At 50.1% G+C, this 25,509-nt stretch carries 28 protein-coding genes; 17 read left to right on the top strand and 11 right to left on the bottom strand.

From position 1 onward, the window contains the following. Nucleotides 1-288: 288 nt before the first annotated feature. Entirely contained in the window at nucleotides 289-1,134 is an 846-nt protein-coding gene (locus H8L47_RS17790) for an EAL domain-containing protein (RefSeq protein WP_186954946.1), read from the bottom strand. A gap of 35 nt (nucleotides 1,135-1,169) precedes the next feature. Then, nucleotides 1,170-2,177, bottom strand: a complete 1,008-nt coding sequence (locus H8L47_RS17795; protein ID WP_186954947.1) for a sulfate ABC transporter substrate-binding protein — start codon at nucleotides 2,175-2,177, stop codon at nucleotides 1,170-1,172. 325 nt (nucleotides 2,178-2,502) lie between these two features. Between H8L47_RS17795 and H8L47_RS17800 the strand changes: the two genes are divergently transcribed. Continuing rightward, a complete protein-coding gene (locus tag H8L47_RS17800; RefSeq protein ID WP_186954948.1) occupies nucleotides 2,503-3,072 on the top strand; it encodes a glutathione peroxidase in 570 nt (189 codons plus the stop codon). 18 nt (nucleotides 3,073-3,090) lie between these two features. Here the strand turns inward: H8L47_RS17800 and H8L47_RS17805 are convergent, their stop codons facing one another. Next, a complete protein-coding gene (locus H8L47_RS17805) occupies nucleotides 3,091-3,885 on the bottom strand; it encodes an IclR family transcriptional regulator (RefSeq protein WP_186954949.1) in 795 nt (264 codons plus the stop codon). 135 nt (nucleotides 3,886-4,020) lie between these two features. Here H8L47_RS17805 and H8L47_RS17810 point away from each other — a divergent pair, with 135 nt between their 5' ends. The 3 genes from H8L47_RS17810 to H8L47_RS17820 all read left to right on the top strand — a co-directional run bounded on the left by H8L47_RS17810 (nucleotide 4,021) and on the right by H8L47_RS17820 (nucleotide 7,096). Next, the gene (locus H8L47_RS17810) at nucleotides 4,021-4,983 is read left to right on the top strand and encodes an MBL fold metallo-hydrolase (protein ID WP_186954950.1); all 963 of its coding nucleotides are present in this window, start codon (nucleotides 4,021-4,023) and stop codon (nucleotides 4,981-4,983) included. A gap of 203 nt (nucleotides 4,984-5,186) precedes the next feature. Then, a complete protein-coding gene (locus tag H8L47_RS17815) occupies nucleotides 5,187-6,863 on the top strand; it encodes an FAD-dependent oxidoreductase (protein WP_186954951.1) in 1,677 nt (558 codons plus the stop codon). Continuing rightward, nucleotides 6,863-7,096, top strand: a complete 234-nt coding sequence (locus H8L47_RS17820) for a DUF2783 domain-containing protein (protein WP_186954952.1) — start codon at nucleotides 6,863-6,865, stop codon at nucleotides 7,094-7,096. The genes H8L47_RS17815 and H8L47_RS17820 overlap by 1 nt, the downstream gene beginning before the upstream one ends. Before the next feature lie 5 nt (nucleotides 7,097-7,101). Here the strand turns inward: H8L47_RS17820 and H8L47_RS17825 are convergent, their stop codons facing one another. Next, nucleotides 7,102-7,722 (bottom strand): TetR/AcrR family transcriptional regulator, encoded by a 621-nt coding sequence (locus H8L47_RS17825; protein WP_186954953.1) that lies wholly within the window; start codon nucleotides 7,720-7,722, stop codon nucleotides 7,102-7,104. Between the two features lie 285 nt (nucleotides 7,723-8,007). Here H8L47_RS17825 and H8L47_RS17830 point away from each other — a divergent pair, with 285 nt between their 5' ends. The 7 genes from H8L47_RS17830 (at nucleotide 8,008) to H8L47_RS17860 (ending at nucleotide 13,750) form a co-directional block, all read left to right on the top strand. Then, nucleotides 8,008-9,309 carry an NAD(P)/FAD-dependent oxidoreductase gene (locus H8L47_RS17830; protein ID WP_186954954.1) on the top strand — a complete coding sequence of 434 codons (1,302 nt, stop codon included), beginning with the start codon at nucleotides 8,008-8,010 and terminating at the stop codon, nucleotides 9,307-9,309. After that, entirely contained in the window at nucleotides 9,306-10,115 is an 810-nt protein-coding gene (locus H8L47_RS17835) for a DUF1365 domain-containing protein (RefSeq protein ID WP_186954955.1), read from the top strand. The genes H8L47_RS17830 and H8L47_RS17835 overlap by 4 nt, the downstream gene beginning before the upstream one ends. Then, a complete protein-coding gene (locus H8L47_RS17840) occupies nucleotides 10,112-11,377 on the top strand; it encodes an SAM-dependent methyltransferase (protein WP_186954956.1) in 1,266 nt (421 codons plus the stop codon). The genes H8L47_RS17835 and H8L47_RS17840 overlap by 4 nt, the downstream gene beginning before the upstream one ends. Then, on the top strand, nucleotides 11,374-11,952 hold the full coding sequence (locus H8L47_RS17845) for a chalcone isomerase family protein (RefSeq protein WP_186954957.1): 579 nt from the start codon (nucleotides 11,374-11,376) through the stop codon (nucleotides 11,950-11,952). The genes H8L47_RS17840 and H8L47_RS17845 overlap by 4 nt, the downstream gene beginning before the upstream one ends. An 80-nt stretch (nucleotides 11,953-12,032) precedes the next feature. Then, entirely contained in the window at nucleotides 12,033-12,542 is a 510-nt protein-coding gene (locus tag H8L47_RS17850) for a DUF3833 domain-containing protein (protein WP_186954958.1), read from the top strand. Beyond that, nucleotides 12,539-13,306, top strand: a complete 768-nt coding sequence (locus H8L47_RS17855; protein WP_186954959.1) for an SDR family NAD(P)-dependent oxidoreductase — start codon at nucleotides 12,539-12,541, stop codon at nucleotides 13,304-13,306. The genes H8L47_RS17850 and H8L47_RS17855 overlap by 4 nt, the downstream gene beginning before the upstream one ends. After that, nucleotides 13,307-13,750 (top strand): nuclear transport factor 2 family protein, encoded by a 444-nt coding sequence (locus H8L47_RS17860; protein ID WP_186954960.1) that lies wholly within the window; start codon nucleotides 13,307-13,309, stop codon nucleotides 13,748-13,750. It abuts the gene before it with no gap. A gap of 30 nt (nucleotides 13,751-13,780) precedes the next feature. On the opposite strand, the gene H8L47_RS17865 is transcribed toward H8L47_RS17860, so the two are convergent. Both H8L47_RS17865 and H8L47_RS17870 read right to left on the bottom strand, forming a co-directional pair. After that, nucleotides 13,781-14,209, bottom strand: coding sequence for a nuclear transport factor 2 family protein (locus H8L47_RS17865; RefSeq protein WP_186954961.1), 429 nt, complete (start codon nucleotides 14,207-14,209; stop codon nucleotides 13,781-13,783). An 84-nt stretch (nucleotides 14,210-14,293) separates the two neighbouring features. Continuing rightward, the gene (locus H8L47_RS17870) at nucleotides 14,294-16,309 is read right to left on the bottom strand and encodes an NADPH-dependent 2,4-dienoyl-CoA reductase (protein ID WP_186954962.1); all 2,016 of its coding nucleotides are present in this window, start codon (nucleotides 16,307-16,309) and stop codon (nucleotides 14,294-14,296) included. Nucleotides 16,310-16,466: 157 nt separating this feature from the next. Between H8L47_RS17870 and H8L47_RS17875 the strand changes: the two genes are divergently transcribed. From H8L47_RS17875 to H8L47_RS17885, 3 genes are all read left to right on the top strand, one after another. Then, nucleotides 16,467-17,009 (top strand): PadR family transcriptional regulator, encoded by a 543-nt coding sequence (locus H8L47_RS17875; RefSeq protein WP_186954963.1) that lies wholly within the window; start codon nucleotides 16,467-16,469, stop codon nucleotides 17,007-17,009. A gap of 263 nt (nucleotides 17,010-17,272) precedes the next feature. Beyond that, on the top strand, nucleotides 17,273-17,743 hold the full coding sequence (locus H8L47_RS17880; RefSeq protein WP_186954964.1) for a hypothetical protein: 471 nt from the start codon (nucleotides 17,273-17,275) through the stop codon (nucleotides 17,741-17,743). Between the two features lie 628 nt (nucleotides 17,744-18,371). After that, on the top strand, nucleotides 18,372-18,608 hold the full coding sequence (locus H8L47_RS17885; protein ID WP_186954965.1) for a hypothetical protein: 237 nt from the start codon (nucleotides 18,372-18,374) through the stop codon (nucleotides 18,606-18,608). Between the two features lie 144 nt (nucleotides 18,609-18,752). Here H8L47_RS17885 and H8L47_RS17890 read toward each other — a convergent pair whose 3' ends face one another. Together H8L47_RS17890 and H8L47_RS17895 are read right to left on the bottom strand one after the other, a co-directional pair. Then, on the bottom strand, nucleotides 18,753-19,331 hold the full coding sequence (locus H8L47_RS17890) for a hypothetical protein (RefSeq protein WP_186954966.1): 579 nt from the start codon (nucleotides 19,329-19,331) through the stop codon (nucleotides 18,753-18,755). 44 nt (nucleotides 19,332-19,375) lie between these two features. After that, nucleotides 19,376-20,446, bottom strand: a complete 1,071-nt coding sequence (locus H8L47_RS17895; RefSeq protein WP_186954967.1) for a flavodoxin family protein — start codon at nucleotides 20,444-20,446, stop codon at nucleotides 19,376-19,378. A gap of 272 nt (nucleotides 20,447-20,718) precedes the next feature. Here H8L47_RS17895 and H8L47_RS17900 point away from each other — a divergent pair, with 272 nt between their 5' ends. Next, a complete protein-coding gene (locus H8L47_RS17900) occupies nucleotides 20,719-21,168 on the top strand; it encodes an OsmC family protein (protein ID WP_186954968.1) in 450 nt (149 codons plus the stop codon). Between the two features lie 23 nt (nucleotides 21,169-21,191). Continuing rightward, complete coding sequence (locus H8L47_RS17905) at nucleotides 21,192-21,788, top strand: superoxide dismutase (protein WP_186954969.1); 597 nt, start codon at nucleotides 21,192-21,194, stop codon at nucleotides 21,786-21,788. Between the two features lie 48 nt (nucleotides 21,789-21,836). On the opposite strand, the gene H8L47_RS17910 is transcribed toward H8L47_RS17905, so the two are convergent. Both H8L47_RS17910 and H8L47_RS17915 read right to left on the bottom strand, forming a co-directional pair. After that, the gene (locus H8L47_RS17910; RefSeq protein ID WP_186954970.1) at nucleotides 21,837-22,790 is read right to left on the bottom strand and encodes a hypothetical protein; all 954 of its coding nucleotides are present in this window, start codon (nucleotides 22,788-22,790) and stop codon (nucleotides 21,837-21,839) included. Nucleotides 22,791-22,801: 11 nt separating this feature from the next. Then, on the bottom strand, nucleotides 22,802-23,248 hold the full coding sequence (locus H8L47_RS17915; protein WP_222616586.1) for a hypothetical protein: 447 nt from the start codon (nucleotides 23,246-23,248) through the stop codon (nucleotides 22,802-22,804). Between the two features lie 233 nt (nucleotides 23,249-23,481). Between H8L47_RS17915 and H8L47_RS17920 the strand changes: the two genes are divergently transcribed. Next, nucleotides 23,482-24,417 (top strand): hypothetical protein, encoded by a 936-nt coding sequence (locus H8L47_RS17920; RefSeq protein WP_186954972.1) that lies wholly within the window; start codon nucleotides 23,482-23,484, stop codon nucleotides 24,415-24,417. 54 nt (nucleotides 24,418-24,471) lie between these two features. On the opposite strand, the gene H8L47_RS17925 is transcribed toward H8L47_RS17920, so the two are convergent. After that, nucleotides 24,472-25,386 carry a PhaM family polyhydroxyalkanoate granule multifunctional regulatory protein gene (locus tag H8L47_RS17925; protein WP_186954973.1) on the bottom strand — a complete coding sequence of 305 codons (915 nt, stop codon included), beginning with the start codon at nucleotides 25,384-25,386 and terminating at the stop codon, nucleotides 24,472-24,474. Between the last annotated feature and the right edge of the window lie 123 nt (nucleotides 25,387-25,509).

The following is a 25,509-nucleotide window of genomic DNA, read 5'->3' on the forward strand; positions in this document are numbered from 1 at the left end:
TATGACTATCGATGAGCAATCTTCCCAGTATTTCGTTATATAGAAAACGAATTTTTTCTTATGCTTAAATACGTTTTTCGCATATGGATTGCTATATAAAAAAGCAAATATAGGCAAAAATTATGAAAACATCAATGAATGGGGATCAGTTTATTCATTTTTTCGCCAAACACTGGGGATAAATATGCGTCTGGCCCCTTATGCGCGATCAGCATAAGGGGCCAGATAATGAGATCAACGGGTGAATAAGGTATGTATTCTGGCTTGTCCCGTCAGATTGAGCGGAATTCAAGCCAGCTTGAATTTTTCCTGATAGTCGAAGACCAGGTGACCTTCATCCCTGCTCAGCAAAGTTGCCTTGGGCAAATCAAATAAAAAGCCCTGCAAAAGATAAGGACTAGCAGTCTGATTGGCCTCACGCAATGCCAGCAGGCGCTTCTGGTTTTCTATACGACGGAAGATGATATGGCATTGCGCGCGGTCAGCCTGCTCCAGCAAACGCACCTGGGCGTCCCCGTCATTGGCTAGACTGATATCCACCTTGATGGACGCGGGACGTATGCGTTCCAGCAAGTCTGCTGCCTGTTCCAGGCTGGCAGCATGCAAGCCTATGCGAAAACCATTGCGCCTGTAATTCTCGGCAACATGGGTCAAGACCCAGCGCTGGCTGGGCGTGATCAGCGGCAATTGCAGGACGATGTCAGGATGCGGCAATTCCAGCACATCAAGTATGCGGCGGAAAGCCATGCCATGATTGCCCTCGACTGCAGCCAGCAAGCGGCTATGCACACTGAGGTATAAATCCAGGTTGGCACTTTCTGGCTGTCGGTAAAAATTCAGAGTATGCAAGAGCCGGCACAATCTATCCAACTCAACCGACTCATCATCATTGGCGGCATTTTCCAGCAGCTTCCAGATATTCAGCCCCTGGTCGTCACTGGCATAACTGCGCGCATACGCCTCATAGGCTACAATGCGGCCATCGTCACCTGCCCGTATGGCCTGGAAGGCGCTGGTCAGGGTGGAATTAAAATAACGTCCACGCGCACGCCCTTGTTCATCCAGCCATAAGTTGGTGGTGGCCAGCGTACTTTGCAGACGACTCAGGTAGTTTTGCAATGCGGGATAATGCATGCCTGCCTCAGTTCCAAATTTTTTATAAACGAAGCTTATTTTTTGCCTGGCTGATAAATCTGGTCAAATACACCACCGTCAGCAAAATGCACTTTTTGTGCCTTGGTCCAGCCACCGAAAGCTTCATCGATAGTGAACAGTTTCACTTTAGGGTATTGCGCCGCGTATTTCTTCGAAGCTTTTTCTGTCGTCGGACGGTAGTAATGTTTGGCGATGATATCCTGACCTTCATCGGTGTACAGGAAGTTCAGATAAGCTTCTGCCACCTTGCGGGTGCCCTTGCGGTCTACCACTTTGTCGACCACGGCAACCGAAGGTTCAGCAAGGATACTGGTAGCTGGTGCAACAATCTCGACCTTGTCCGGGCCAAGTTCTTTAATAGCCAGCAAGGCTTCGTTTTCCCACGCCAGCAAGACATCACCTATGCCACGCTCAACAAAGGTAGTGGTGGAACCGCGCGCACCGGAATCAAGTACTGGGACGTTTTTATACAGCTTGGACAAAAATTCTTTTGCCGTGGCTTCGCTACCGCCTGGCAATTTCAGGGCATAGCCCCAGGCTGCCAGATGATTCCAGCGTGCGCCGCCAGAAGTTTTTGGATTGGGTGTAATCACGGCAACGCCAGGTTTGACGATATCGCCCCAGTCCTTGATGCCTTTGGGATTACCCTTGCGCACCAGGAATACAATCGTCGAAGAATATGGTGAGGCATTGTGTGGCAAACGCTTTTGCCAGGCTTTGTCGACCAGGCCTTTTTCTGCAAGGGCATCGGTGTCATAGGCCAGTGCCAGGGTGGCTACGTCTGCATCCAGTCCATCTATGATGGCACGCGCCTGCTTGCCAGAGCCGCCATGGGATTGCTTGATAGTGACATTGTCACCGGTTTTGGCTTTCCATTGCTTGGCAAAAGCTTGGTTCACATCCTGATATAACTCACGGGTAGGGTCATAGGAAACATTGAGCAGGCTGATATCCGCTGCCATTGCGACAGACGAAAAAGCCGTGGCAAAGCTTGCTGCAAGAATAAGTTTTTTGATCATCATCTCTAGTCCTGGTAAGTAATAATTTTTATGAGGAGTACAGGATAAAACGGTGCCATATAAATTAAAACGAAGTGTTTCGATGTTTTATATGCGATTTAGGCATATAGAGATGTAGATGCCCTAAAACCAGAATCTCACAACAGAGGTACCCAGCGGGCACAGAAGCGCACAGAGGCATCCGATGTCAATATAGTACGATTTCCATCACGCTGTCGGTTTATCGACAGAAACGCGCTGTCTGTGCTCAACTTAATCACTTAGCCTTCAATCCACATATTTCCTCAAGACTGCGCTAAGATGACATCCTCTTCTTTTGGAGTTAACCATGCTGCGACGCACACCAATACAAGCTGCTCTTTTTCTGAGTTTGATCACTTGCTCCTTGGGAGCATGGGCAGATACCGGTGATGCCTGCCCGGCCGTGCTGAACCATAAATTCAAGCGTCTGCAAGATGAAACCCCGCAAGATCTTTGCCAGTACAAGGGCAAGGTTGCACTGGTCGTCAATACTGCGAGTTATTGCGGGTTCACCAAGCAGTACGAAGGCCTGGAAGCCATGTACGCCAAATACAATGACAAGGGTCTGGTGGTACTGGGCTTCCCATCCAATGATTTTGGCAGGCAGGAGCCAGGCAATGACAAGCAAATTGCCGATTTTTGCTTTAATACCTATGGTGTGAAGTTCCCCATGTTCAGCAAATCTGCAGTCAGAGGCAAAGACGTCAATCCCATGTACGCGCAGATGATCAAGGCGACGGGCACGACACCGAAATGGAATTTTTACAAATATCTGATAGACCGCAAAGGCAATGTCGTGGCCGCCTATTCCAGCGACACAACTCCAGATGACAAGAAGCTGGTGGCAGACGTAGAGAAAGCCCTGGCAGCGCAATAAAGTATAAAGCTTTCTCTTCTACAGCTTGGGCATATGACCCAGCTGACGCGACAAGGAACTGGCACTGGCTCGCAAAGCTTGTGCCAGTTCGCCATTCCAGTCGGTATCAAAACTGCCCTTGGGGCCAGTAGCTGTAATCACCAGACTTAAGGTGCAGGCATGGTTGAATACCGGCGCGCTGAGGGCATTGATGCCCGGTATGGGCAGGCCCTGTGCCCTCGCCAGACCCTGCACACGTACTTCTGCCAGTACGCTGGCAATATCCCTGCTTGTCAACTGTACACCCGCCTGCCCTATCACCAATTCATCTTCGACTTCCCTGGCGATCACCTTGTCGACTAGCGCTTGTGGCAAGAAGGCAGAAAACACTAGTCCCGTTGCAGTACCCAGCATGGACATGACAGAGCCCGCATGCATATTCACATGGATGGGGCGGCTTGATTCTGCGATATACACCACGGTAGGGCCATGGCTGCCCCACACCGCCAGCGCGATGGTTTGATCTGTGGTTGCTGCGAGGCGGGTAATCTCAGGTATTGCCAGTTTGACGGGTGACATTTGCTGCAGGCTGACCAAACCCATTTGCAAGGCAAAGGGGCCCAGCTGGTAAGCACCAGTCGCCGCATCCTGTTCCACCAGACCGAGTTTGCCAAAACTGACCAGATAGGCGTGAGCCTTCGAAGCAGGCATGCCGCTCTCACGAGCCAGATCCCCCAAGGACATGGCACGGCCAGAACTGACCAGTGCATTCAGGATAAGACCGCCGACTTCTATTGCACCTATGCCGCGTCTTTCCTTGTTTTTTTCAGTCATGGCTGCCTCTTATTTAATATGAATTCATTTTACTATTAACAAATGCATTTACAAATAACGAATTAATGCTTATTCTTGTTTTCTGTTGCATGCTTCAATTTTAAGCATGCACTGCACTGATTAAAGGATGTTGCCATGACTACCAAACAATTCGCCTCACACGCTGACCTGGAAGAAAAGAAAGTCAGCTTCCAGCAATTATCCGAACATGCCTACGCCTATACCGCTGAGGGTGACCCGAATACTGGCATCATCATCGGTGACGATGCCGTCATGGTCATCGATACTCAGGCCACGCCCATCATGGCTCAGGATGTAGTACGCCGCATCCGTGAGGTCACTGACAAACCAATCAAATATGTGGTGATGTCACACTACCATGCGGTGCGCGTACTTGGTGCCAGTGGCTATGTGGCTGAAGGTTTGGAACATATTATTGCCAGCCGCGATACTTTCGACCTGATTGTCGAACGTGGTGATGCGGATATGAAGAGTGAAATAGGCCGCTTCCCGCGCCTGTTCCGTAATGTTGAAAGCGTGCCTGGACTGACCTGGCCGACGATTACCTTCAAGGGTGAAATGTCGATCTGGCTGGGCAAGCTGGAGGTAAAGCTCATGCAGGTGGGCCGTGGTCATACCAAGGGAGACACCATCGTCTGGCTGCCACAGGAAAAAGTTTTGTTCTCTGGTGACCTGGTTGAATTTGGCGCGACACCGTATGCAGGCGATGCCTATTATTCAGACTGGCCGCAAACCCTGAGTAATCTGGAAGCGATGAAAGCCGAGAAACTGGTGCCTGGCCGTGGTGCTGCCCTGACTACGCCAGAACTGGTGGCGGCAGGTCTCAGCGAAACCCGTTCTTTCATCAGCGATTTATTCACCAGCGTCAAAGCGGGGCAGCAACAACAGCATGACCTCAATACCATCTACAAGAATACCTACGCCGCTTTGAAACCCAAGTATGGTCACTGGGTGATCTTTGACCATTGCCTGCCGTTTGATGTTACACGTGCTTTTGATGAAGCATCTGGGCATGTTGATCCACGTGTGTGGACGGCAGAGCGTGATGTGGAGATGTGGAAGAGTTTGGAGGGTTAGCATTAAGAGCGTCAAGACCTCTCAACCCAGAGACACGGAGGGAGGAAAGACTGCTTGCAGGCAGACTTCGTTACGCAGGCGAGCGGCATGCTACTCGAATTCCCTGCTACACCACAGAGAAAAACAAGAGAAATTCTTTTGCTGTCATGAACCTTCAAATATCTCTGGGTCTTTCGCTTTAATCGCGCCGCAGGAGCCGCATTTTGCTTAGCACTTATCAATATCAAAAATTCCCTTTCGTGACTCCACCGGAGTTGCAGACCAAGGAAATCACGCGTCGCAAAGTTGTGATAGTCGGTGCTGGTCCCGTGGGTTTGACGGCGGCGATAGATTGCAAGTTACAGGGACTAGATGTGCTGGTGCTTGATGACGATGATACGGTGTCGGTAGGTTCGCGCGGCTTGTGCTATGCCAAGCGCACGCTGGAGATACTTGACAGACTGGGCGTGGCAGTGGCGGTACGTAACAAGGGCGTAGAGTGGAATGTAGGGCGTACTTTTTTTCGCAAGGAAGAAGTATTCAATTTTAATCTCTTGCCTGCGCCGGATCACAAGCATCCGGGCATGGTGAATTTGCAGCAATACTATCTGGAAGAATTTCTAGTTCAGCGTGCGGTGGAATTAGGCGTTGAGTTGCGCTGGAAAAACCGTGTCACTGCGATTGAGCGAGATGAAGAATTTTCCACCTTGCAGATAGCCACACCAGAAGGCGATTACAGCTTGCAAGCCGATTGGCTGATCGCCTGCGATGGTGCGCGCAGCCCCTTGCGCCAGATGCTGGGGCTGGAAGTCGAAGGCAAGGTTTTCATGGATCGTTTCCTGATTGCCGATGTCGTCATGAAGGCCGACTTTCCGGCAGAGCGCTGGTTCTGGTTTGATCCACCTTTCCACCCAAATCAATCTGTGCTGCTACACCGTGAAGCCGACAATGTCTGGCGCATCGATTTTCAACTGGGCTGGGATGCCGACCCGGTGGAAGAACGCAAACCAGAAAACGTGATTCCCCGCATCAAGGCCATGCTTGGCGATGACAGGGAATTTGAACTCGAATGGGTCAGTGTCTACACCTTCCAGTGCAGGCGCATGGAAAAGTTCCGCCATGGCCGCGTGTTGTTTGCTGGCGATGCTGCCCATCAGGTGTCACCCTTCGGCGCGCGTGGTGCCAATTCCGGCATACAGGATGCGGATAATCTGGTGTGGAAATTGAAGCTCGTCGTTGATGGCAAGGCACCAGCCAAATTGCTGGACACTTATTCAGATGAACGCGTATTTGCAGCCGATGAGAATCTGCTGAACTCGACACGCTCTACTGATTTCATCACGCCTAAAAGTGCGATCAGCAAGTGCTTTCGCAATGCAGTGTTGAGTCTGGCGCAAGAACATGCGTTTGCCCGCAAGCTGGTGAATTCAGGGCGACTATCTGTGCCGTCAACTTTATCAACTACTATTTTAAACACACCAGACCACGCCAGCTTTGATACTGCCCTACAAATTGGCGCACCATTTGAAGATGGGCCAGTCAGTACTCAAAGTGGAACAGGTTTCCTGATCGATTACTTGCAGCCTGTTTTTCATGGCCTGTATTTCTGTGATGCCGTATCTGACATACCAGCTGCACATCTGGCTGCGATAAAGACTTTGGAACACGAAGCAATTCCAGTAGTCACGCTCATCATTTGCAAACAGGAAGGCGCGCTTGATGCCCACCTGATCCTGACTGATACCAAGGGCTTGCTGCACCAGCGCTATGGCGCAGAAAATGGCAGCTATCACTTGTTGAGGCCAGATCAACATCTGACTGCACGCTGGCAGAAATTTGAAGTGAATCACATCCTTCGTGCAGTACAAACTGCATGCGGCAACTCATCAGGAGTGGCATGATGCCTTTGAACCTGCAAGCGAATTTCCATTACCCCGCCAAATCTGCGCAGCGCGATTACAGCGCTGGTGATGATTTTTATCAGCTATTGATAGACTCCCATCGCGAGCTTAGTGATGAAGCCAGTGCGGCCCTGAATGCCAGACTGATCTTGCTATTGGCAAATCACATCGGCGACATCAGCATCTTGCAGGAAGCCTTGCGCCTTTCAAAAGAAAACAATTCATCAAGCTGACTGCTTTAGGTTTTTCTCGCATCATTTGACAAAAAACCACCTATGGTTGCATGTACCATGGCATCGACTATCTGTTCATGTGTCAGGCGCTTGTCGCGCATGAGAAATTCCATGGTCGGGTCACAAGCGCGTGAATACAGGGTATAGACCAGCACATCATCCGGCACCAGCGGCGTCAATGCGCCCTGCTCTCTGGCTTGCGCCACCAGCGCATAAAAACGTTTATTGACACGCAGGGCCACCATCACATAATCGAGATTCAGCATCAGGCTGCGCTGCAAGGCCAGGCTGGTGGACGGCAGGTGTGGCACGCCCCCCTGCAGGCGCAAGCGCAAGGACCAGGCCAGGATGTGCCTGATCTTGTCTATCGCTGGCATGTCGACCGCCAAGGTATCCAGTTCAGCCTGGGTTGCTTTCAGCAGCCGCGTCATGGCCGCACCCGCCAGCTTTTCCTTGGATGAAAAATGCTTGTACAGGCTGCCCTTGGCTATGCCCACCGCATCGGCGACATCATCCATGGTCATCAAGTCATAACCTTTTTCTGATAAAAGGCGATTGACAGCATCAATGATGGCTTCTTCACGCGCATCAAACTGTTGTTTTTTAAAAGGAATACGGATTTCCATTATTTTTTCTGCACAAATAAAAACTTTGTAGTATATTTTGTGACTGATGAGTCACAAAATGAAATTGACGGTCATATTTTAACCCAAGACGACATTTTTACCAGGTAAATTATTGAGCGAAGCAGATTGAGTGTGGCTAATCGATAAGGCGCATGAATCCAATCAGCCCTTATTTGCGTATCTATAGATGTGCATGGATGACACCCAAGGCACTGCCGGGACGATTCCGCTAATAGATTCATCAATATGTGTTACTTTTACTAATATTCTGAACAGATACAGATTATGAAAATCGCAGTCATCGGTTCCGGCATCTCCGGCCTGTCTTGCGCCTACGAGCTTTCTAAAGCTGGGCATGAAATCAGCCTGTTTGAGGCCAATGATTACTTTGGCGGGCATACGCATACCGTCGATGTCAGCCTGGAAGGCAAGACCTATGGCGTTGATACCGGCTTCCTGGTGTTCAACCACAAGACCTATCCAAACCTGGTCAATTTATTCAAGGAGCTTGACATCGCGACTGTTGCGACCGACATGTCTTTCTCTGTCAAAATGCCAGTGAGCAATAATAGGGGCCGCCTGCTGGAATGGGCTGGAGCCAATCTGGATACGGTGTTTGCCCAGCGCCGCAATCTGCTCAACCCGGCGTTTATACGCATGTTGCGCGATATCCTGCGCTTTAATAAACAGACTACTGCGCTGGCAACGACGAAAAATCATCCCGACTTCATGCAGCCTCTGGGCAGCTTTCTCGACCAGCATGGCTACAGTAAAGAATTCCGCGCATGGTATTTGTTGCCGATGGCAGCCTGTATCTGGTCCTGCCCTACCGAGACCATGATGGCATTTCCGCTATCTTCTTTCGTGAATTTCTGCCACAACCATGGCTTGCTGCAAGTAAATGACAGGCCACAGTGGCAAACCGTTCAAGGTGGCGCGAGGCAGTATGTGGAAAAGATCCTGCCTCGGATTGCACACAGGCATTTGCAAACGCCGGTGTTAAGTGTGCAAGAAAAAGCACCAGGCGCAATCACAGTCCAGACCGCACATGGCACGCAAACGTTTGAGCATGTAGTGTTAGCCAGCCATAGCGACCAAAGCCTGAAATTGCTGATTGATGCCGACCTGGCTGAGCGTCAGATTCTGTCGGCGGTCAAGTACCAGCCCAATCGCGCAGTGCTGCATACCGATGCCAGTGTCTTGCCTGAACATAAAAAAGCCTGGTCGGCCTGGAATTACCAAAGTGAAAGCGGTAACGAGCCACGTGTCTGCGTGCATTACCTGATTAATCAATTGCAACCCCTGCCATTCAAGACACCCGTAATTGTCACCTTGAATCCAATTCAAGAACCGGCAGCGGCCAGTATTATCAATAGCTTTGACTATTCTCATCCTGTATTTGACGCGCTGGCAATCAATGCACAAAACCAGTTGGTCAATATTCAGGGCAGGAGAAATATCTGGTTCGCCGGTGCCTGGACAGGCTATGGCTTCCATGAAGATGGCTTGAAATCTGGCCTGCGTGTCGCAGAGTGCATACTCGCGCGTGCAGAAGCAGCCTACGAACGTATGACGCGTGCGGCATGAACACGCCAGCCACCAAATCTGCTGTCACCTTATGTACAGGCGAAGTCATGCACAAGCGCTTGCGCCCGGCAAAAAACGCATTTCGCTATGGCGTGTTTTTCATCCGAGTGCCTGTGCGTGACATCGGTCATATGAGCACACCCGCACTGTTTTCCGTGAACCGCTTTAATGCCCTGTCTTTCCATGAACGTGACCATGGTGATGCTCGCCAGCCGCTGGCACTATGGATAGATGGATTGTTGCGAAGCGAGGGCATCACAGATGCCGACGGCGAGATTTGCTTGCAATGCTTCCCCAGGGTGTTTGGCTTTGTGTTTAATCCAGTGTCTTTCTGGTTTTGTCATCACCAGGATGGCAGCTTGCGTGCCGTGGTGTGCGAAGTACGCAATACCTTTGGTGAGAAGCATTTATACCTGCTAGAGAATGGTGGCAGGCTGGCCAATGGCGAAGAGTTGCAAGCCAGGAAAATCTTCCATGTTTCGCCCTTCTGCAAGGTGGAAGGTAACTATCGCTTCCGTTTCATGCAAGCCCAGCAAGAGACGGCAGAGACAACTGCAGAACACACGCAGAAAAAATACCTGGCCAGAATTGACTATGCCGATGCTGAAGGTCCGCTATTACTCACCAGCGTTTCTGGCCGAGAACAGCACATGAGTAACACTCACATAGCCAAGGTCATGTTGCGCTACCCCTTCATGACTATCGGCGTGGTGCTACGCATTCACCTACAAGCACTGCGCCTGTGGATCAAGCGAGTACCCTTTATTTCCAAACCTATTCCTCCTTCTGAAGAGTTAAGCCGATGAGCAGCCTACATCCCACTTTTGCCTCTGGCACTGCAAGCGCTGACAACAACGCCACAGTCAACACCCAACTGAATAGCAAGCATTTTCCAGCGCAAGCGAGGTTCGTCCTCAGCCTGCTGAACAAACTTGAGCATGGCTGCCTGACCATACAGTTCCCGGATGGACAAACTGCCAGCTTTGGCCGCGCGTCAGAAGGATGGCAGCACGTTAGCCTGCATTTGAAAGACTGGGAGCTGTATCGTGCGGTACTCAAGTCAGGTGACATCGGCTTTGCCGAAAGTTATATCGCCGGCCACTGGAGCACCAGCAGCCTGGCTGGCTTGATAGAACTAATCTCACATAATCGCCAGCAACTGGAAAGCGTGATTTATGGCAGTTGGTGGGGCAACCTTGTCTATAGGCTAAAGCATCTGCTGAACCGCAATTCCCGCACAGGCAGCAAGAAAAATATTCACGCTCATTACGACATAGGCAATGAATTCTACAAGCTGTGGCTGGACCCATCGATGACTTACTCCAGTGCGATTTATGCTGGCGAGCAAGACCAATCACTGGAAGAAGCACAACAGGCAAAATATCGCCGCATACTGGAGCAACTGGCATTACCAAAAAACGCCAGGGTGCTGGAAATTGGTTGTGGCTGGGGCGGCTTTGCTGAGATGGCGATACGGGATGCAGGTGCCCACGTCACTGGTCTGACGCTCTCTACCGAACAATTGCAATATGCCCAAGCGCGCCTGCACAATGCTGGCCTGCATGCAAAGAGTGATTTGAAGATAGAGGATTATCGAGACGCGAATGGCAACTATGACGCAATCGCTTCCATAGAAATGTTTGAAGCAGTTGGTGAAGCTTACTGGCCAGGTTATTTTGAATGCCTGCACCGCAACCTGAAACAGGACGGCCGTGCATGCGTGCAAAGCATCGTCATTGCAGATGAGTTATTCGACCGTTACCGCAAGGGTACGGACTTTATACAGCAATACATCTTCCCCGGCGGCATGCTGCCATCCATAGAAAAATTTCACGCCATGGCAGCAAACTACGGCATGGAAGTACTTGATACCTTCAATTTTGGCCTCGACTATGCACGCACCCTGCTGCACTGGCGTCATGCCTTCATGGAAAAACTGGCGCAGGTCAAGACGCAGAACTTTGATGATGAATTCTTGCGTACCTGGGAATTTTATCTGGCTTATTGCGAAGCAGGTTTCCGTGCTGGCAGCATCAATGTCACTCAATTCACACTGAGGAAAAAATGACTACCCTGCCATTGATACGTAGCTTGTGTTTGTCGCTGTTGCTTGCAGCGACAGCGATGACTGTGCATGCCGAAGACAAGCCGACAAACTCAGCACCTGCACATATCAGTGAGGAAATTCCGCAAGCCAGCTTGCAGGGAACAGGCAGTTTTCGCTGGTTTGGCCTGCATATTTACGACGCAAGCTTGTGGTCTGTACCTGAAGGCTATAAGCCGGAAAGTGAGAAGCCACAAAAGTTTGCATTGGACCTGGCCTATGCCCGCACTTTGTATGGCAGCAAAATCGCCGATGCCAGCATAGATGAAATAGAAAAGCTCAAGCTAGGCACAGTCGAAAAGCGGGAGCGCTGGCTAGCACAGATGAAGAAAATTTTCCCGGACGTAAAACAGGGTACACACATCACCGGCATTCATATACCGAATGAAGCAGCCAGATTTTATCTGAATGGAAAATTGCTGGGTGAGATACGCGATGCTGAATTTGCCCATGCTTTCTTTGCGATATGGCTGGACAAAAAAACCACGGCACAGAGTTTACGTAACAAGCTGCTAGGCAGCAAATCCGCAGGCAATTAAGCACTCCGCCAAAACGAACACTCACATCAGGAAAGCATATGTTCAAGCAAACTTACCGATTATTTTTCTGCAGCCTGATAATGCTACTGACATCCTGTGCCAGCCAGTATGAGCCCGGCCGCTACCGCAACGAAGTCCCCAAATTGGACATGCAAAGCTATTTCAATGGCAAGCTTGATGCCTGGGGCATATTCCAGGACAGGTCAGGTGCCATCGTCAAACGCTTTACCGTAGTCATGGATTGCCAGTGGTCAGGTGATATTGGCACGCTCAATGAAGACTTTACTTACTCAGATGGGAGCAAGCAAAAACGCATCTGGACTTTGAAAAAAGTAGGGAATGATCAATTTACCGGCACCGCCTCAGATGTCATAGGCGAAGCCAAAGGACAGGTGTCCGGCAACACCCTGCACTGGAATTATGTGCTGGCCTTGCCTGTCGATGGCAGCGTCTATAACGTGGATTTTGACGACACCATGGTCTTGATGGATGACAAAGTAATGCTGAACCGTGCCATCATGCGCAAATTTGGAGTTGAGCTCGGCAGCGTGACTCTCTCTTTCACCAAACGTAGTAACACCACACCATGAACCCCGTCATCCGCGACTGGCAGGGTAAACGCATCTGGATCATCGGTGCATCCAGCGGCATAGGGGAAGAAACTGCCAGGCTGTTGCTGACGCTGGGTGCCAGGGTCGCACTGTCAGCCCGAAAACTGGTGCAACTGAAAAAAATTGCGGCTGACTACCCGATGGCCGAAGCCATGGCAGTAGATATTTGCGATCACGCCAGCTTGGTCGCTTGTCATGCGCACTTGATTGAAAAATGGGGCAGCATAGACTTGGTACTTGTCGTTGCCGGTAGCTACAATGAAATGCGGGCAGACAGCCTTGATCTTGCCGCAGTCAACAGGCTGATAGATATTAATGTGCGCGGGGTTTACCAATGCCTGGATGCCGTCTTGCCTGCGCTGCTAAAGCAGGGTTGCGGTGGTATCGGTATAGTTGGATCAGTAGCTGGCCTCTCTGGATTGCCCAAGGCACTGGTATACGGGCCAACCAAGGCCGCCATCATCAATTTGTGTGAATGTCTGTATCTGGATTTACGTCCTAAAAATATTGCGGTGTATATGATTAATCCAGGCTTTGTTGAAACACCGATGACAGCAGGGAATGATTTCAAGATGCCCGCCCTGATGAGCGCGCCAGCAGCGGCTCTGGCCATCGTCAAGGGTATGCAGCGAGGCGACTTTCACATACACTTTCCCCATCGCTTTACCAACTGGTTGAGGTTGGCGCGCCTGCTACCTTACCGCAGCTATTTTTATCTGGTTCATAAGGTGACAGGTTTATAAATGTCGACTACTCTTGATCATCAAGCCAGCCTGGACAAGCTGATAGTTTTCTTTGAAACCATTTCACTGAAGACTTGCCAGAACTTGTCTGGCATCTATACAGAAGATGCCTATTTCAAAGACCCCTTCAACGAACTGCGCGGGCTGCCTGCCATCAACCATGTATTCCAGCACATGTTTGTGCAAGTTCGTGAACCGCGTTTTCGCGTTACTTCATCGGTTTTGCAAAACGATACTGCCTTTCTGGTCTGGGAGTTTTTGTTTACGATGAAAAACTTCAATGCTGCGCCACAATGCATACGGGGAGCTACACATATACGCTTTGCTGCTGATGGTCGGGTGAATTTTCACCGCGATTATTGGGATGCGGCGGAAGAGTTGTACGAGAAGCTGCCCTTGCTGGGCAGCCTCATGCGCTTTTTGAAAAGGCAGGCACGCAAATAAAAAGCAACTGGCAGGAAATTCTTCAGCCGCCTATTTAGATGCTTTATAGGCTGGCAGATACTGCGCCAATCTCGCACCCATTTCCTGCCCAAGCGCTTGTAAGCCGCTCATGGGCCTGACCATGACTTCAAAATCAACAATCTTGCCATCGGCATCAAAGCGTATCATGTCTATGCCTTTGAGTTGCTTGTCACCGACATTGGCACTGAATTCCAGGACGATATTCAAGCCATCATCAGAAGACAACTCGCGATGATAAGTAAAATTTTCAAACACCTGGGCCACCGTACTGAGTATCAGCACGACAGCCTGGGCACTGGTATAGGGCTGGTGCGCCATGGGAGAACGAAACACAGCATTAGCATGCACGATGGATGGCAAGGAACTCAGGTCTTTATTGGCAATCATCTCATGCCAGGTTTGCAGGGAAGCGGCGACAGTTGCAGGTACATTGTTCATCATCATCCTTTCGGTATTGCATTTAACATTGATCAAACGGGGTCTGAATAAAGTGAGTTCATCCTGAATGGCGATTTGCTATCTTCAGATTGTTGCTGCCAGACGTGTGCCCTGATTGATGGCACGTTTCGCATCGAGTTCGGCAGCCACATCTGCACCGCCAATCAAGTGCACAGGTTTTCCTTCGGCTTCCAGTGCAGCTTGCAAATCGCGCCTAGGTTCCTGACCTGCACACAGAATCACATTATCGACAGGCAGCAGCTTTTGCTCGCCACCGATGGTGACATGCAAACCAGCATCGTCTATCTTGTCATAGCTGACACCAGCGATCATTTGCACTTCGCGGTTTTTCAAACCTGTACGGTGTATCCAGCCCGTGGTTTTACCGAGGCCATCACCAACCTTGGAGGTCTTGCGTTGCAACAGGAAAATCTGGCGTGCTGGTTTTTCCAGCTGTGCGGCGCGCAAGCCACCGACGTTTTTATAGTCGGTATCAATACCCCATTCTGCGTAGAATTTTTCTGGGTCCAGACTCGGGCTGGTGCCGCTATGGCTCAGGTATTCTGCAACGTCAAAACCTATGCCGCCTGCGCCTATGATGGCGACGGATTTGCCTACTGTTTTCTTATCACGCAAAACATCCAGATAACTCAGGACTTTGGCATGTTCTATGCCTTCGATAGGAGGAACACGTGGGGTGATGCCCGTTGCCAGCACGACTTCATCAAAGTCTGCCAGGTCAGCCACATCGACCTTGGTATTCAACTTGAGCGTGACGCCGGTTAGCTCTATCTGTTTTCCGAAATAGCGCAGAGTTTCATAAAACTCTTCTTTGCCCGGCACTTGCTTGGCAATATTGAACTGGCCGCCAATTTCAGAACCGGCATCAAACAGTGTCACGGCATGGCCGCGATTGGCTGCGGTCGTGGCAAAGCTCAAACCGGCTGGGCCAGCACCAACTACAGCAATGCGCTTGGCTTTTTCCAGAGGCGCATCAACCAGTTCTGTCTCATGGCAGGCGCGTGGATTGACCAGGCAGGACGTCACCTTGCCGCCAAAAGTGTGATCCAGGCAGGCCTGGTTGCAACCTATGCAGGTATTGATCTCGTCTGCCCTGCCCTCTTGCGCCTTGCGCATGAACAGCGGGTCTGCCAGCAGTGGGCGTGCCATTGAGACCATGTCGCAATAATCTCCTGCCAGTAACTGCTCGGCAATTTCAGGAGTATTGATGCGGTTGGTAGCGATCAGGGGAATATTCACCTGGCCTTTGAGCTTTTTCGTCACCCAGGCAAAAGCTGCGCGCGGCACCTTGGTGGCAATGGTTGGGATACGTGCTTCATGCCAGCCTATGCCAGTATTGATAATCGTCGCACCGGCTGCTTCTATGGCTTTGGCCAGTTGCGTGACTTCTTCCAGGGTAGAACCACCATCGACCAGATCCAGCATGGACAGGCGGTAGATGATGATGAAGTTGGCACCCACTTTTTCGCGTATGCGGCGTACGATTTCTATAGGGAAGCGGATACGGTTTTCATAGGCACCGCCCCATTCATCATCGCGCTGGTTTGTGCAGGCGGCGATGAATTCATTGATCAGGTAACCTTCCGAGCCCATGACTTCGACACCATCATAGCCAGCTGATTGCGCCAGTGCGGCACAGCGGACAAAATCAGAGATGGTTTCTTCGACTTCTTCTGTCGTCAGTGCATGCGGTTTGAAAGGATTGATCGGTGCCTTGATAGCGCTGGGTGCGACCAGAGTAGGCTGGTAAGAATAACGGCCAAAATGCAAAATCTGCATGGCGATCTTGCCACCTTCATCGTGTACGGCCTTGGTGACTATCTTATGGTGTTCTGCTTCTGCTTCAGTAGTGAGCATGGCACCGCCATGCATGGGACGCGCTCTTTCATTCGGCGCGATGCCACCCGTCACAATCAGGCCTACGCCACCACGGGCGCGCTCTGCATAAAATGCCGCCATGCGCTCAAAGCCATTATCGACTTCTTCCAGTCCCACGTGCATGGAACCCATTAACAGGCGATTTGGTAGAGTAGTGAAACCCAGATCGAGTGGCTTTGTCAGGTGGGGATAAAAAGACATGGCGTTTTCCTAAATATAAAGGGTTCAATCAAGCAACAAATGTTTTGTTTTAGATTTTATGCAACTGAGTGCATAAGAATATAACGAAACTGCTTTATTTATGCAACCAGTTGCATATAAAATGTCTGAAAACCACACCGACTATTTACTCTAAAACATGTCTCTGCCTCACGCCTTGCTGACTTCGATTGCCGAAAAGCCATGTTCAGGCTATGACCTGGCGCGGCGTTTTGACAAGTCCATAGGCTATTTCTGGCATGCAACGCACCAGCAAATCTACCGGGAACTGGGGCGCATGGAGAGCCAGGGCTGGGTTATTTCGACCGAGGTTGAAGGTGGGCGCGCGGGTAAAAAATTGATAGACATCCTGCCCGCTGGCCGGGATGAATTGCGGCGCTGGGCCAGCGAAACCAGTGCACCGATGCGATTGCGTGATGACATGATGGTCAAACTACGCGCTGATGCCGCCATAGGCCCGCTGGGCCTGGCGGAAGAATTTGAGCGTCGTTTGCAAATGCATGAGCAAGAGCTACAGACCTATAGAGAAATTGAACAACGCGACTTCAGTACTGCAAAGCTGTCGCATGAGCAGCAACTGCGCTACCTGATACTGAAAGCTGGTATCACTTTTGAGGAAAGCCGTGTGCAGTGGACCAAAGAGGCTTTGCAAGTGCTGAGCAAAAAATCGGCCACAGACTGAAGATTAAGCCAAAGTAGCATTCTAATTGAGCGCTATTTCTGCTTGTAGGTCGCACTCAGCATGAGTGACCACTATCTCCTATGGAGCAAAAAAAAGGGGCAACGTATGAGCCATCTTCTTGGCCTGTCCCCCAACGAATTTGAGCTCGTCGTCAAATAAAATGCGCTAACATGGCACTCGAGTTGGGCTGCCCAAAAAGGGTACAGTTCATTTTATTTCTCTGGGCGGCCAGCCGTTCAGTTCAACGTTAAGCTCTCACTACTATGCTGCCATTACTTTCTGAAGAACTCCTGCAAAATGCCATCGCCGTGCTTGGACGTGATGGTATTTCTGATGATGAAATAAATGTTGAAATTGCTGCGCTTGCGCAAGACCAAATGTTGGCAAGACGCCTGATAGATTGGCTTCCAGAAGTATTTGGCATAGTTCTAATTTCCCACATGGGAGATATAGGCTTGCCGAATACTTTTAGTGCGCAGGATAAACATGGCAATTGGTTTCAATTGGAGTTTAAGCTTGAGCCTATCATTCAAATTGCGACTAAAGTAGCAACTGAAATGTATCATGCTGGGCCACGCAATATCTTCAGCAACATCGCACTTCGCAGTGCTCTGCTTGGTGTTGTAGGTCGTGTTCTCAACGAATCAGGGTCCTTAGATGGAGGATACTTATCCGGGCCTGCACTCATAGGTATTCCTGCTGAGATTTATCTATCACCGGCAAAGCCAGTTTGACAGAGCTTTTTCGATTGAGCGTTATTGAGGCTAACAGGATGGTCGATAGGACTGGCCGCGATGATGCTCTGTATTTTGGCGCGCCGGGAGACAGCGCTACGTAATGCCATAATCGCGAGTGACAGACAAGTAAAACTCCATAGCGCCGCAAAATCCGTCCGCATAGCACAATTGAATGTCACTAAGGCCAAATTGGCTGCTTTCCGCGATCGCGGAGGGCTTCATACAAAAATCGAACCTGGCGCGACAATTGATCGGGAATTAAAATAGTGGAGCGAAGTTTCGCCAGCCGAAATCGTGTCCATCTATCAGGAGGTCAAGTCGCTTGTCGCAGATGATGCTCCTCAATATGACAATCGATCGGACTGGCCGCGATGCGGCTGTGTTCTTTATTAATTTGTGGGAGGCTATCCGCTCATTTCGACGTTAGCCATATGAAACTATTCTTCATCTTTCTCTTCGTATTATTCGCTAAAACCGCAACGGCAACTGAACCTTTATGCACCTGCAATCCTGAACGGGGCTGTAGAGAAGAGAATGGTCCTAGCTACGACATTGGGCGTGGAGTAATGCTATCGCTTCCATCTGGTTGGCGATTTTTTCATACCCAACTGCCCCGGATCCTATAATGGCCAGTCTGCGTGAAATTCGTGCAATCAAGAATGGTATTATTTTTGCAATTACACCATTTCCAAACATTGATAAGCGAGTTTTAACTGAAAATCAGATGTACGAGTTTGTCGCCAAGTCGGGCGGTCAATATGTCAAGCAATCAAAAGAACAGACAATAGCACCAGTACCGATATCTAACGGCGAAATTGTGGATTGCAATGTATCCTTTACGTCCCCCAACTACAGTCGTTAAATCCATTCAACAGATTCAATAGCATGTTCACAGTCGTGTGGCTAACTGATCAAGATGTTACTAAGTTTGGATTCTGGCTTTGCCCGATGTGCAATGGAAAAGCTAGTATCTGCATTGAAACGCCGGCTTGTTTGCAGGCTTAAATCAGGCGATGCTGTCATCTTTGTAAACACCAACTGATGCTTCAATCACTTCCTGTGCTATGGCTGTCTCTTGCTCAGTGTTTGTTTGCACTACCAGCACAAACTGCCCGCTGGTAATCGCATCGTCGATCAAGCTGGATAACCAGCCTTGCTTGTCAGCACCAGCCTTATCCGCTTCACTTGCGTCAGCGGTATTTTTCTTGAACGCGCCTTGCGTGGCACCCAGCAAACCACCGATGCTGGCGCCCCATCCCATCATGACCAGAGGTGCAACCAGGGGACTGGCGATAAATAGACTGACATTGGCGGCGACCAGGGCCACTTCTGCCAGGGCACCCAGTCCTGTACCCACAGCGGTCCCGATAGCACCACTGACCAGAATATCTTTCAAGGCCTTGTCGCTACCCGCCACAGGACCGGGCTGGGGTGGCAATGCAGCAGTTGGAGGTGCTGCAAGGGTATTGTCAAAAATCTGCATGCGCCCGGACGGTATGCCTCTCAAAAGCAGGCTGCTCAGAGTAGCTTCGGCCTCGCCGCGTTCAGCGAAAAAGCCGGATACATGGTGAAGATAAGGATTCATTTTTTTCTTTCACATCGACAAAGGCTGTTCATACTTCAAAGAATTTATTTTGGTCGCGGTCTTTTTACGTCAGCCTGCACGGCCTGCAATCGACCCGCACGTAATTCAATCACTGCCTTGGCTACCGCAGTAGCCACATTACGTGACTCCTGCTGCATGTCCATATCTGCATCCAGCGCTTCATGACTATTGGCATAGGGTTCGTAGTAACCTATATACCGCCCCAGTCGTGCCTGTGTTCCTGCATCGATAAAGGCCATCCAGTCCAGCCAGTCAGACAATGCGCGACGTGAATCATCTACACCAGCCACGTCGCCATGGACAATCAGGCCATAGGCTCGGCCAGCCAGATGCTGGGGATAATTCCAGCCTGCCATTTCCAGCTCCTTGGCCTTGGCGGCTTTTTTTCCTGAGGTGGAGGTAGGATCGGGATTACCACCATCAGCACAGACCAGGCGGTCTATCATCAGCTTCAGGGGACTGGGACTTTGGTACCAATAGACTGGAGTGACGATGATGACAGCATGCGCTGCGACCCAGCGTTCATAGATTTCTGCCATCCAGTCATTGGTCTGGTTCAGCGCATGGTTGGGGTAGCAACTGCAAGGCCAGTGACACAAGGGCATGGCCGTTGAGGCGCAGCCTTTGCAGGGGAAAATATTCTTGCCATACTCTGAAGTCAGTAAACTCAGGTCGAGTACATCGGGCTGAATATTTGCTTGTTCCAATTCCTTTTTGGCGATTTGCAGCAGGCGAAAACTCTTGGACATTTCACCGGGACAGGTACCGTCATTGCGCGCTGAACCGCAGATCAACAAGACACGAGATGGTGTGGCTGCTTCCCCCCAATGTGTTTGCGCTGCATCCAGACGGTCTTTGGTTGCTTGCCACTCCACAGACAGATCGTAATCCGGGTCTGCATAGCCAGCACCTGCTTTTTGCGTGAACGGTGCTTTGCGTCCTTCGTCATAAGCATGCCAGGCAATTTCTTCCAGCCTGGCTATCGCGGATTCTTCAGCGCCAAAAGCCGGATCAATAAATCTGGCGCGATAACGTTGGCCAAATTCCTCGCGACTGAGTTGAGCCCCTGCCTGACCTGTGTGTATTTTTATCATGATCATCTAATTCCAGTAGGAAAACGCATGCTGCATATACGCATGCAGACTAAGGGAATGACAGAAGATGATCTGTGCGCTGACTCACATATAACAGGTCAATAAAGTCACAAATTGTATAAGTATCCTTGCGTGTGTTAGCGAACAGATGCCTTTAAAGCAAAGGCATAGGCTACGGCTAAATGACAAATTCTGATCAGGGAAACTGATGCGCATACTAGCGCAATGATGAACCTGGCCTACTTTGCTGCACTCACAGAAAAGGATCTACCATGACCAAAAAAACTGCCAGCGTCCATTGGGAAGGCTCAGGCAAAACAGCTGTCGGTAATATCAGCACTGAAACCGGCGCGCTGAAGGATTATCCCTATGGCTTTGCCAGTCGCTTTGAAGACGACCGGCGCGGTAGCAACCCAGAAGAATTATTGGGTGCCGCCCATGCTGCCTGTTTCACCATGGCATTTTCATTTGCCTGCGAAAAAGCAGGATTGAAAACCACCGATGTTGATACCAAGGCCAGCGTCAGCTTATCCAAGCAGGGTGAGGGTTTCGTGATCGACCGTATTGCGCTGGCAATGGAAGCGACTGTCGCTGGCATAAGCGATGCGCAATTCCAGGAAATCGCGGCGGCAGCAAAACGTGACTGCCCACTGTCAAAAGCACTTGCAAGTGTCCCTGAAATAACATTGCAAGCGACACTGCGTGTGGACACCACTCCGTAACCTTGCTCACCGGAAGGACTGACATGCTGCATACCCTACCCGAACTACCTTATGCAATGGATGCATTGCAACCACATATCTCCAGGGAAACCCTGGAATTTCATTATGGCAAACATCATCAGGCCTATGTGACGAATTTGAATGCCCTGATCAAGGACACAGAATTTGCCGAAGAGTCTCTGGAAAATATCATCAAGAAATCCACCGGCAGCATATTCAATAATGCCGCACAGGTGTGGAACCATAATTTTTATTGGCAAAGCCTGACTCCCAACGGCGGCGGCGTTGCCACTGGCGCATTGGGTGACGCGATTACGGCTCAATGGGGTTCGTTTGACACATTCAGGCAAGAATTTACTCAGTCCTGCATCAGTAATTTTGGGTCTGGCTGGACTTGGTTACTGAAGCGTTTTGACGATACGCTGGCAATTGTCAATACTTCAAACGCTGCCACGCCTTTGATCGGTGTCGACAAGCCTTTGCTGACCTGCGATGTGTGGGAACATGCTTATTACATTGACTACCGCAACCAGCGACCTGCTTATATGGAAGCTTACTGGAGTTTAGTGAATTGGGATTTTGTTGCCGCTAATTTTACTGAAGCAAAAATAGCGAGCTGACAGCTAGTGCTGTAAAAATCCGCCTCTCGGCTTTGTATCCCACACAATCTATATCTTGTGCGAAGCCGATTCCAGCTTCAGCGCAGGGCCAGAGGAAATCGCAAGCAGTCTGGATGAAGGAGTATCGTTTACCAGCAGCAAACCTGTCGTATCCATCCCTCGTTTCCTGTCTGCCAGATTCTTTTGTTCTATATTTTCCAGGTGTAATTTTCCCTCGTCAATATTGGCTTTGAATTTTGCTTCAGGTATGGAGGCAATCGATAAATTTGCTTCTCCTTTAGCGAGGCTGCTGCCCTTATACGACGAAGTTTCAAACAGGCTTTTTGAACCAACTTTTTCTGCGATCTTTTTCTCGCTACCGTCTGCATTGATATGGGTGGAAGCCTTGACCTCCATATTGCGCATCAACTCATAAGATGAAGCTGAAACCGCCTTGAACACCTCAGCCAGCGAACCTGTCTCATCGTAGATCGCCTGAAATACATCCTTGGGCTTGCCATTGATATGCGTGACCTCAGTGTTTTTCAATATGGCAGGCAACTCCACCAGGCCCAGGGTGCGGTCTGCACCGGCATAACCGCTGAGCGTCATGACCTCGCCTTTGGTGGTGGCAGCAAACCGGGCCGAAGCATCTGCCCAGCGGCCATCTGTGGCGGCGAACATGAATTGATTGGCCGGATGATCACGCTTGCTCAGTACTTCATCGACTGACTTACAATGATGCGCTCTGGCGACAGCCTCAAGGTAATCTTCTGACTGCAGAAAAGCCGCTATCGGTGTCTTGTTAATCGCGCGTATATTTTCTTGATTGGCGACCATGAGCTCAACCAGGTCATTACTGGAAATGTCCTTGTGCACCATACCGCCATAGAGCAGGGTGACTTGTCCGTCAGAATAGACGGACACCTGATTGGCGAGGTCTTTCAATGAACCCGGCGTGCGGTAATCTTCTGGATGATCTTGCAGCAACGCTATGGCTTGCAGATGACTGAGACCTGACATAAGTCCTCCGTCTAAAAGTCAAATTCTGCTATGTGGGCTGAATAGGCTGGCGACAAGGAACCATCGCGGTAAGCCCGCAAGGCATCTTTGATATCTGTCATGAAAGCGGTGCGGTTCGCTTCAAACTCTGCCCTGGCGTCTGCTTCTGGTTCACGCATGCCCAGCCAGCTCCAGCTGGTTTTCCATTTATCGTCCGGCATGTCCTGTCCTTCGCTGCGCAGGCGCAAGCTATACAGATTACCGTTCCAAAAGTAGCTGAAATTTTTGTGTGATGGCTGTTCGCGGTCGTAGGTCAAGTAGCGCAAATAGAAATTGCGCTCGCGGTCTATCACCCATCTGGACGCCACAGCCATGGGAAACTGCTTATCAATCTCGCGCAAGCCAAAAGCAACAATATCTGCTTCGGGAATTCTCTCGTAGATGAAAGCCACTGTTAGTTCTCCTGATAGGTCAGTCATGACAACATAAATATACGAATATTTTCGCATTGCAGTTAATAGCAAAATACTACCTGTTATGCAAACCTGCTTACACATTGTTGCGCTTTAATATAAAACACACAATTACTTGATTGACACACCTACGTCTCTCATGCACCATCTATTTACATTAATGCATCATGCATCCTGATCTGACAGGCTGGTTCAGGAACTGCCATTCTGACTTTTTTCTAACTTCACACTGTAACCACATGAAAAACTCTCCCTCCTTCAAAAAGATCAGTCTTCTTGCTGCAAGCCTCGCATCCATGACCGCACCTGTTCTGGCCGCTGACTACAATCCTTTTCCCAAGGCTGGTGTCTATGATGCCAGCGACAACAGTTTTGAACGTCAGTTAACAGTAAAACCAGATGGCAAATTCACGCTGGAAGTAGCAGAAAAAGGCAAGCCCGGCAATTTGCGTAGTGGCGCAGGAGAAGGAAAGTTATCAGATGCGCCTGGCGGCTGGGATTTTAGCCAAGGTCGATGCAATATGACATTAAAACGTGCATCCGGCGGCATGCAGTTGCATGTAGAAAACTGCGCCAGCGCATGGGGTGACGTGCCATTCGACGGCAAATACAAATACCAGGGTGAAGAAGTTGCAGCAGCACCTGTCAAGGCTGCACCTGCAGCAGCAACACCAAAAGCGGCAGCAACTGTAGCAACTGCTTCACCGCTACCCGTTGCCCAGACCACATCTGCCCCGGCAGCAAATGGCTTGCCGTCGCGCAAGGAAATCAATGAAAAATGGCAAGGGATAAGTGGAGATAATATTGGCAATAAACATGTGGCCTTTGTCGCCAAACCCATAGAAACAAAATCAAGCACGCCAAACCCAATTGAGCAGTTTTCCAAAGCTGCATTCGTTATCGATACAAACATACGGTATGGGGAAATGTCAGCAGCAGAGTTGGCAAAATTTCCCTTACAACTGATAGAAGTCCCGCTACCTGCTGTCGGCCCCAAGGAAGGTTTGGAATTTAAAAGCGATTGCGTCTATGGCAAATCCGATAAAGTAATCGTCATCAATAGGACGGGCCAGCCAACCATCAAGCGCATGGCTGCCTGGATGATGGATAATAATTTGAAAGTCGTGGAAATCAAGCAAGTCAACAAGGTCAACTGCACTTCCCCGTTCTATTGAAATTCAGGGCTTCATGATAGTCGATGCTGATCATTCAGCATCGACATTTTATTTTTACTTGCTTGTTCTTGCAGCCTTGCTGACAGCTTTCACCGCAGGCTTGACTGCCACCCCGCTACTCGCTTTGGCTGGCTTGCTGCCAGTTGCAGACGTAGCTTTGCTTGATGGCTTGGCAGTTTTCGTCGCTGACGACTTTGCTGTGGATGTGGTTGTGGGCTTAGTTGTGGGCTTGGTTGTGGGCTTAGTTGCAGCTTTGTTAGCTGCTTTCTTTGCAGGGGCCTTTTTTTCTGGCGTTGTATCTTTTGCAGTCTCGGTCTGCTCCCCTTCCATGGCCTTGCTGACTGCCTGCTTGAATTGCTCTTGCAGCAGCCCCCACCAGGCCGCAGGATTGACGAAAGGTGTACTGGTGTCTGTTGCATCTGCAGCTTTTTCAGCACCGGGAGATTGAGCAGTTTCGTCTACCGGCACTTCTACTTTAGCAGGGCTTGCACCGGCTTCAGGCGGCATGTCTGCACTATCTTCGTCAAGCTCTTCATCGGGATCGGGCTCTGCGGCCTTTGCCTTGGCTGCATTTGGATGCATGGGCCAGTCCGCATTGCTACCGGGATTGCTTGCTGGCGCATTTGCTGCTGCAGTAGCCGCAGTGGTAGCTGATACGGCCTGCTCCGCCATCGCACCCGCCTGCTGCGCATGCTGGGCGAAACTTTCACCGAGAGATTGCAAGGCTGCCAGCGTCGCGCGCTGCACTTCCAGTGCCTGTATGGTCCCGCGCAGCATGTTCATGTTAACGGTGAGCCAGGATTCCACCGTCTTCAAGTCCTGAATTTTCTTGTCGAGCTCGTCCACCGACATTGGTGGCGCGACCATGCCCGGCACTTGCATATTGCCCCAGAGTTTTTTAACGAAAGACAGGGTATCACCCATGGCATTCATGCCGGGGATTTCGGAACCAGAAAACGGATTACTCATACGATGCTTCCTTTATATTTTCAGGGTTACAGATACTAGGGCTTACGCAAAATTGTCCCAGCAAGACTGTCGCTTCATGAAACCACCCTTGCAAGGGTGGTTCGTCACGTCGGCAGACAACAT

The sequence above is a fragment of the Undibacterium umbellatum genome, from assembly GCF_014284125.1.
Taxonomy (GTDB): domain Bacteria; phylum Pseudomonadota; class Gammaproteobacteria; order Burkholderiales; family Burkholderiaceae_D; genus Undibacterium; species Undibacterium umbellatum.

What these genes read in the sequence shown, in the direction of transcription:
- H8L47_RS17885 (WP_186954965.1), top strand. Translation starts at nt 18,372, where the DNA reads ATGGCCAGTCTGCGTGAAATTCGTGCAATCAAGAATGGTATTATTTTT.
- H8L47_RS17845 (WP_186954957.1), top strand. Translation starts at nt 11,374, where the DNA reads ATGACTACCCTGCCATTGATACGTAGCTTGTGTTTGTCGCTGTTGCTT.
- H8L47_RS17830 (WP_186954954.1), top strand. Translation starts at nt 8,008, where the DNA reads ATGAAAATCGCAGTCATCGGTTCCGGCATCTCCGGCCTGTCTTGCGCC.
- H8L47_RS17840 (WP_186954956.1), top strand. Translation starts at nt 10,112, where the DNA reads ATGAGCAGCCTACATCCCACTTTTGCCTCTGGCACTGCAAGCGCTGAC.
- H8L47_RS17800 (WP_186954948.1), top strand. Translation starts at nt 2,503, where the DNA reads ATGCTGCGACGCACACCAATACAAGCTGCTCTTTTTCTGAGTTTGATC.
- H8L47_RS17825 (WP_186954953.1), bottom strand. Translation starts at nt 7,722, where the DNA reads ATGGAAATCCGTATTCCTTTTAAAAAACAACAGTTTGATGCGCGTGAA.
- H8L47_RS17890 (WP_186954966.1), bottom strand. Translation starts at nt 19,331, where the DNA reads ATGAATCCTTATCTTCACCATGTATCCGGCTTTTTCGCTGAACGCGGC.
- H8L47_RS17810 (WP_186954950.1), top strand. Translation starts at nt 4,021, where the DNA reads ATGACTACCAAACAATTCGCCTCACACGCTGACCTGGAAGAAAAGAAA.
- H8L47_RS17905 (WP_186954969.1), top strand. Translation starts at nt 21,192, where the DNA reads ATGCTGCATACCCTACCCGAACTACCTTATGCAATGGATGCATTGCAA.
- H8L47_RS17795 (WP_186954947.1), bottom strand. Translation starts at nt 2,177, where the DNA reads ATGATGATCAAAAAACTTATTCTTGCAGCAAGCTTTGCCACGGCTTTT.
- H8L47_RS17865 (WP_186954961.1), bottom strand. Translation starts at nt 14,209, where the DNA reads ATGAACAATGTACCTGCAACTGTCGCCGCTTCCCTGCAAACCTGGCAT.
- H8L47_RS17925 (WP_186954973.1), bottom strand. Translation starts at nt 25,386, where the DNA reads ATGAGTAATCCGTTTTCTGGTTCCGAAATCCCCGGCATGAATGCCATG.
- H8L47_RS17870 (WP_186954962.1), bottom strand. Translation starts at nt 16,309, where the DNA reads ATGTCTTTTTATCCCCACCTGACAAAGCCACTCGATCTGGGTTTCACT.
- H8L47_RS17900 (WP_186954968.1), top strand. Translation starts at nt 20,719, where the DNA reads ATGACCAAAAAAACTGCCAGCGTCCATTGGGAAGGCTCAGGCAAAACA.
- H8L47_RS17850 (WP_186954958.1), top strand. Translation starts at nt 12,033, where the DNA reads ATGCTACTGACATCCTGTGCCAGCCAGTATGAGCCCGGCCGCTACCGC.
- H8L47_RS17880 (WP_186954964.1), top strand. Translation starts at nt 17,273, where the DNA reads ATGCTGCCATTACTTTCTGAAGAACTCCTGCAAAATGCCATCGCCGTG.
- H8L47_RS17895 (WP_186954967.1), bottom strand. Translation starts at nt 20,446, where the DNA reads ATGATAAAAATACACACAGGTCAGGCAGGGGCTCAACTCAGTCGCGAG.
- H8L47_RS17805 (WP_186954949.1), bottom strand. Translation starts at nt 3,885, where the DNA reads ATGACTGAAAAAAACAAGGAAAGACGCGGCATAGGTGCAATAGAAGTC.
- H8L47_RS17915 (WP_222616586.1), bottom strand. Translation starts at nt 23,248, where the DNA reads ATGACTGACCTATCAGGAGAACTAACAGTGGCTTTCATCTACGAGAGA.
- H8L47_RS17835 (WP_186954955.1), top strand. Translation starts at nt 9,306, where the DNA reads ATGAACACGCCAGCCACCAAATCTGCTGTCACCTTATGTACAGGCGAA.
- H8L47_RS17790 (WP_186954946.1), bottom strand. Translation starts at nt 1,134, where the DNA reads ATGCATTATCCCGCATTGCAAAACTACCTGAGTCGTCTGCAAAGTACG.
- H8L47_RS17875 (WP_186954963.1), top strand. Translation starts at nt 16,467, where the DNA reads ATGTCTCTGCCTCACGCCTTGCTGACTTCGATTGCCGAAAAGCCATGT.
- H8L47_RS17910 (WP_186954970.1), bottom strand. Translation starts at nt 22,790, where the DNA reads ATGTCAGGTCTCAGTCATCTGCAAGCCATAGCGTTGCTGCAAGATCAT.
- H8L47_RS17855 (WP_186954959.1), top strand. Translation starts at nt 12,539, where the DNA reads ATGAACCCCGTCATCCGCGACTGGCAGGGTAAACGCATCTGGATCATC.
- H8L47_RS17860 (WP_186954960.1), top strand. Translation starts at nt 13,307, where the DNA reads ATGTCGACTACTCTTGATCATCAAGCCAGCCTGGACAAGCTGATAGTT.
- H8L47_RS17820 (WP_186954952.1), top strand. Translation starts at nt 6,863, where the DNA reads ATGCCTTTGAACCTGCAAGCGAATTTCCATTACCCCGCCAAATCTGCG.
- H8L47_RS17920 (WP_186954972.1), top strand. Translation starts at nt 23,482, where the DNA reads ATGAAAAACTCTCCCTCCTTCAAAAAGATCAGTCTTCTTGCTGCAAGC.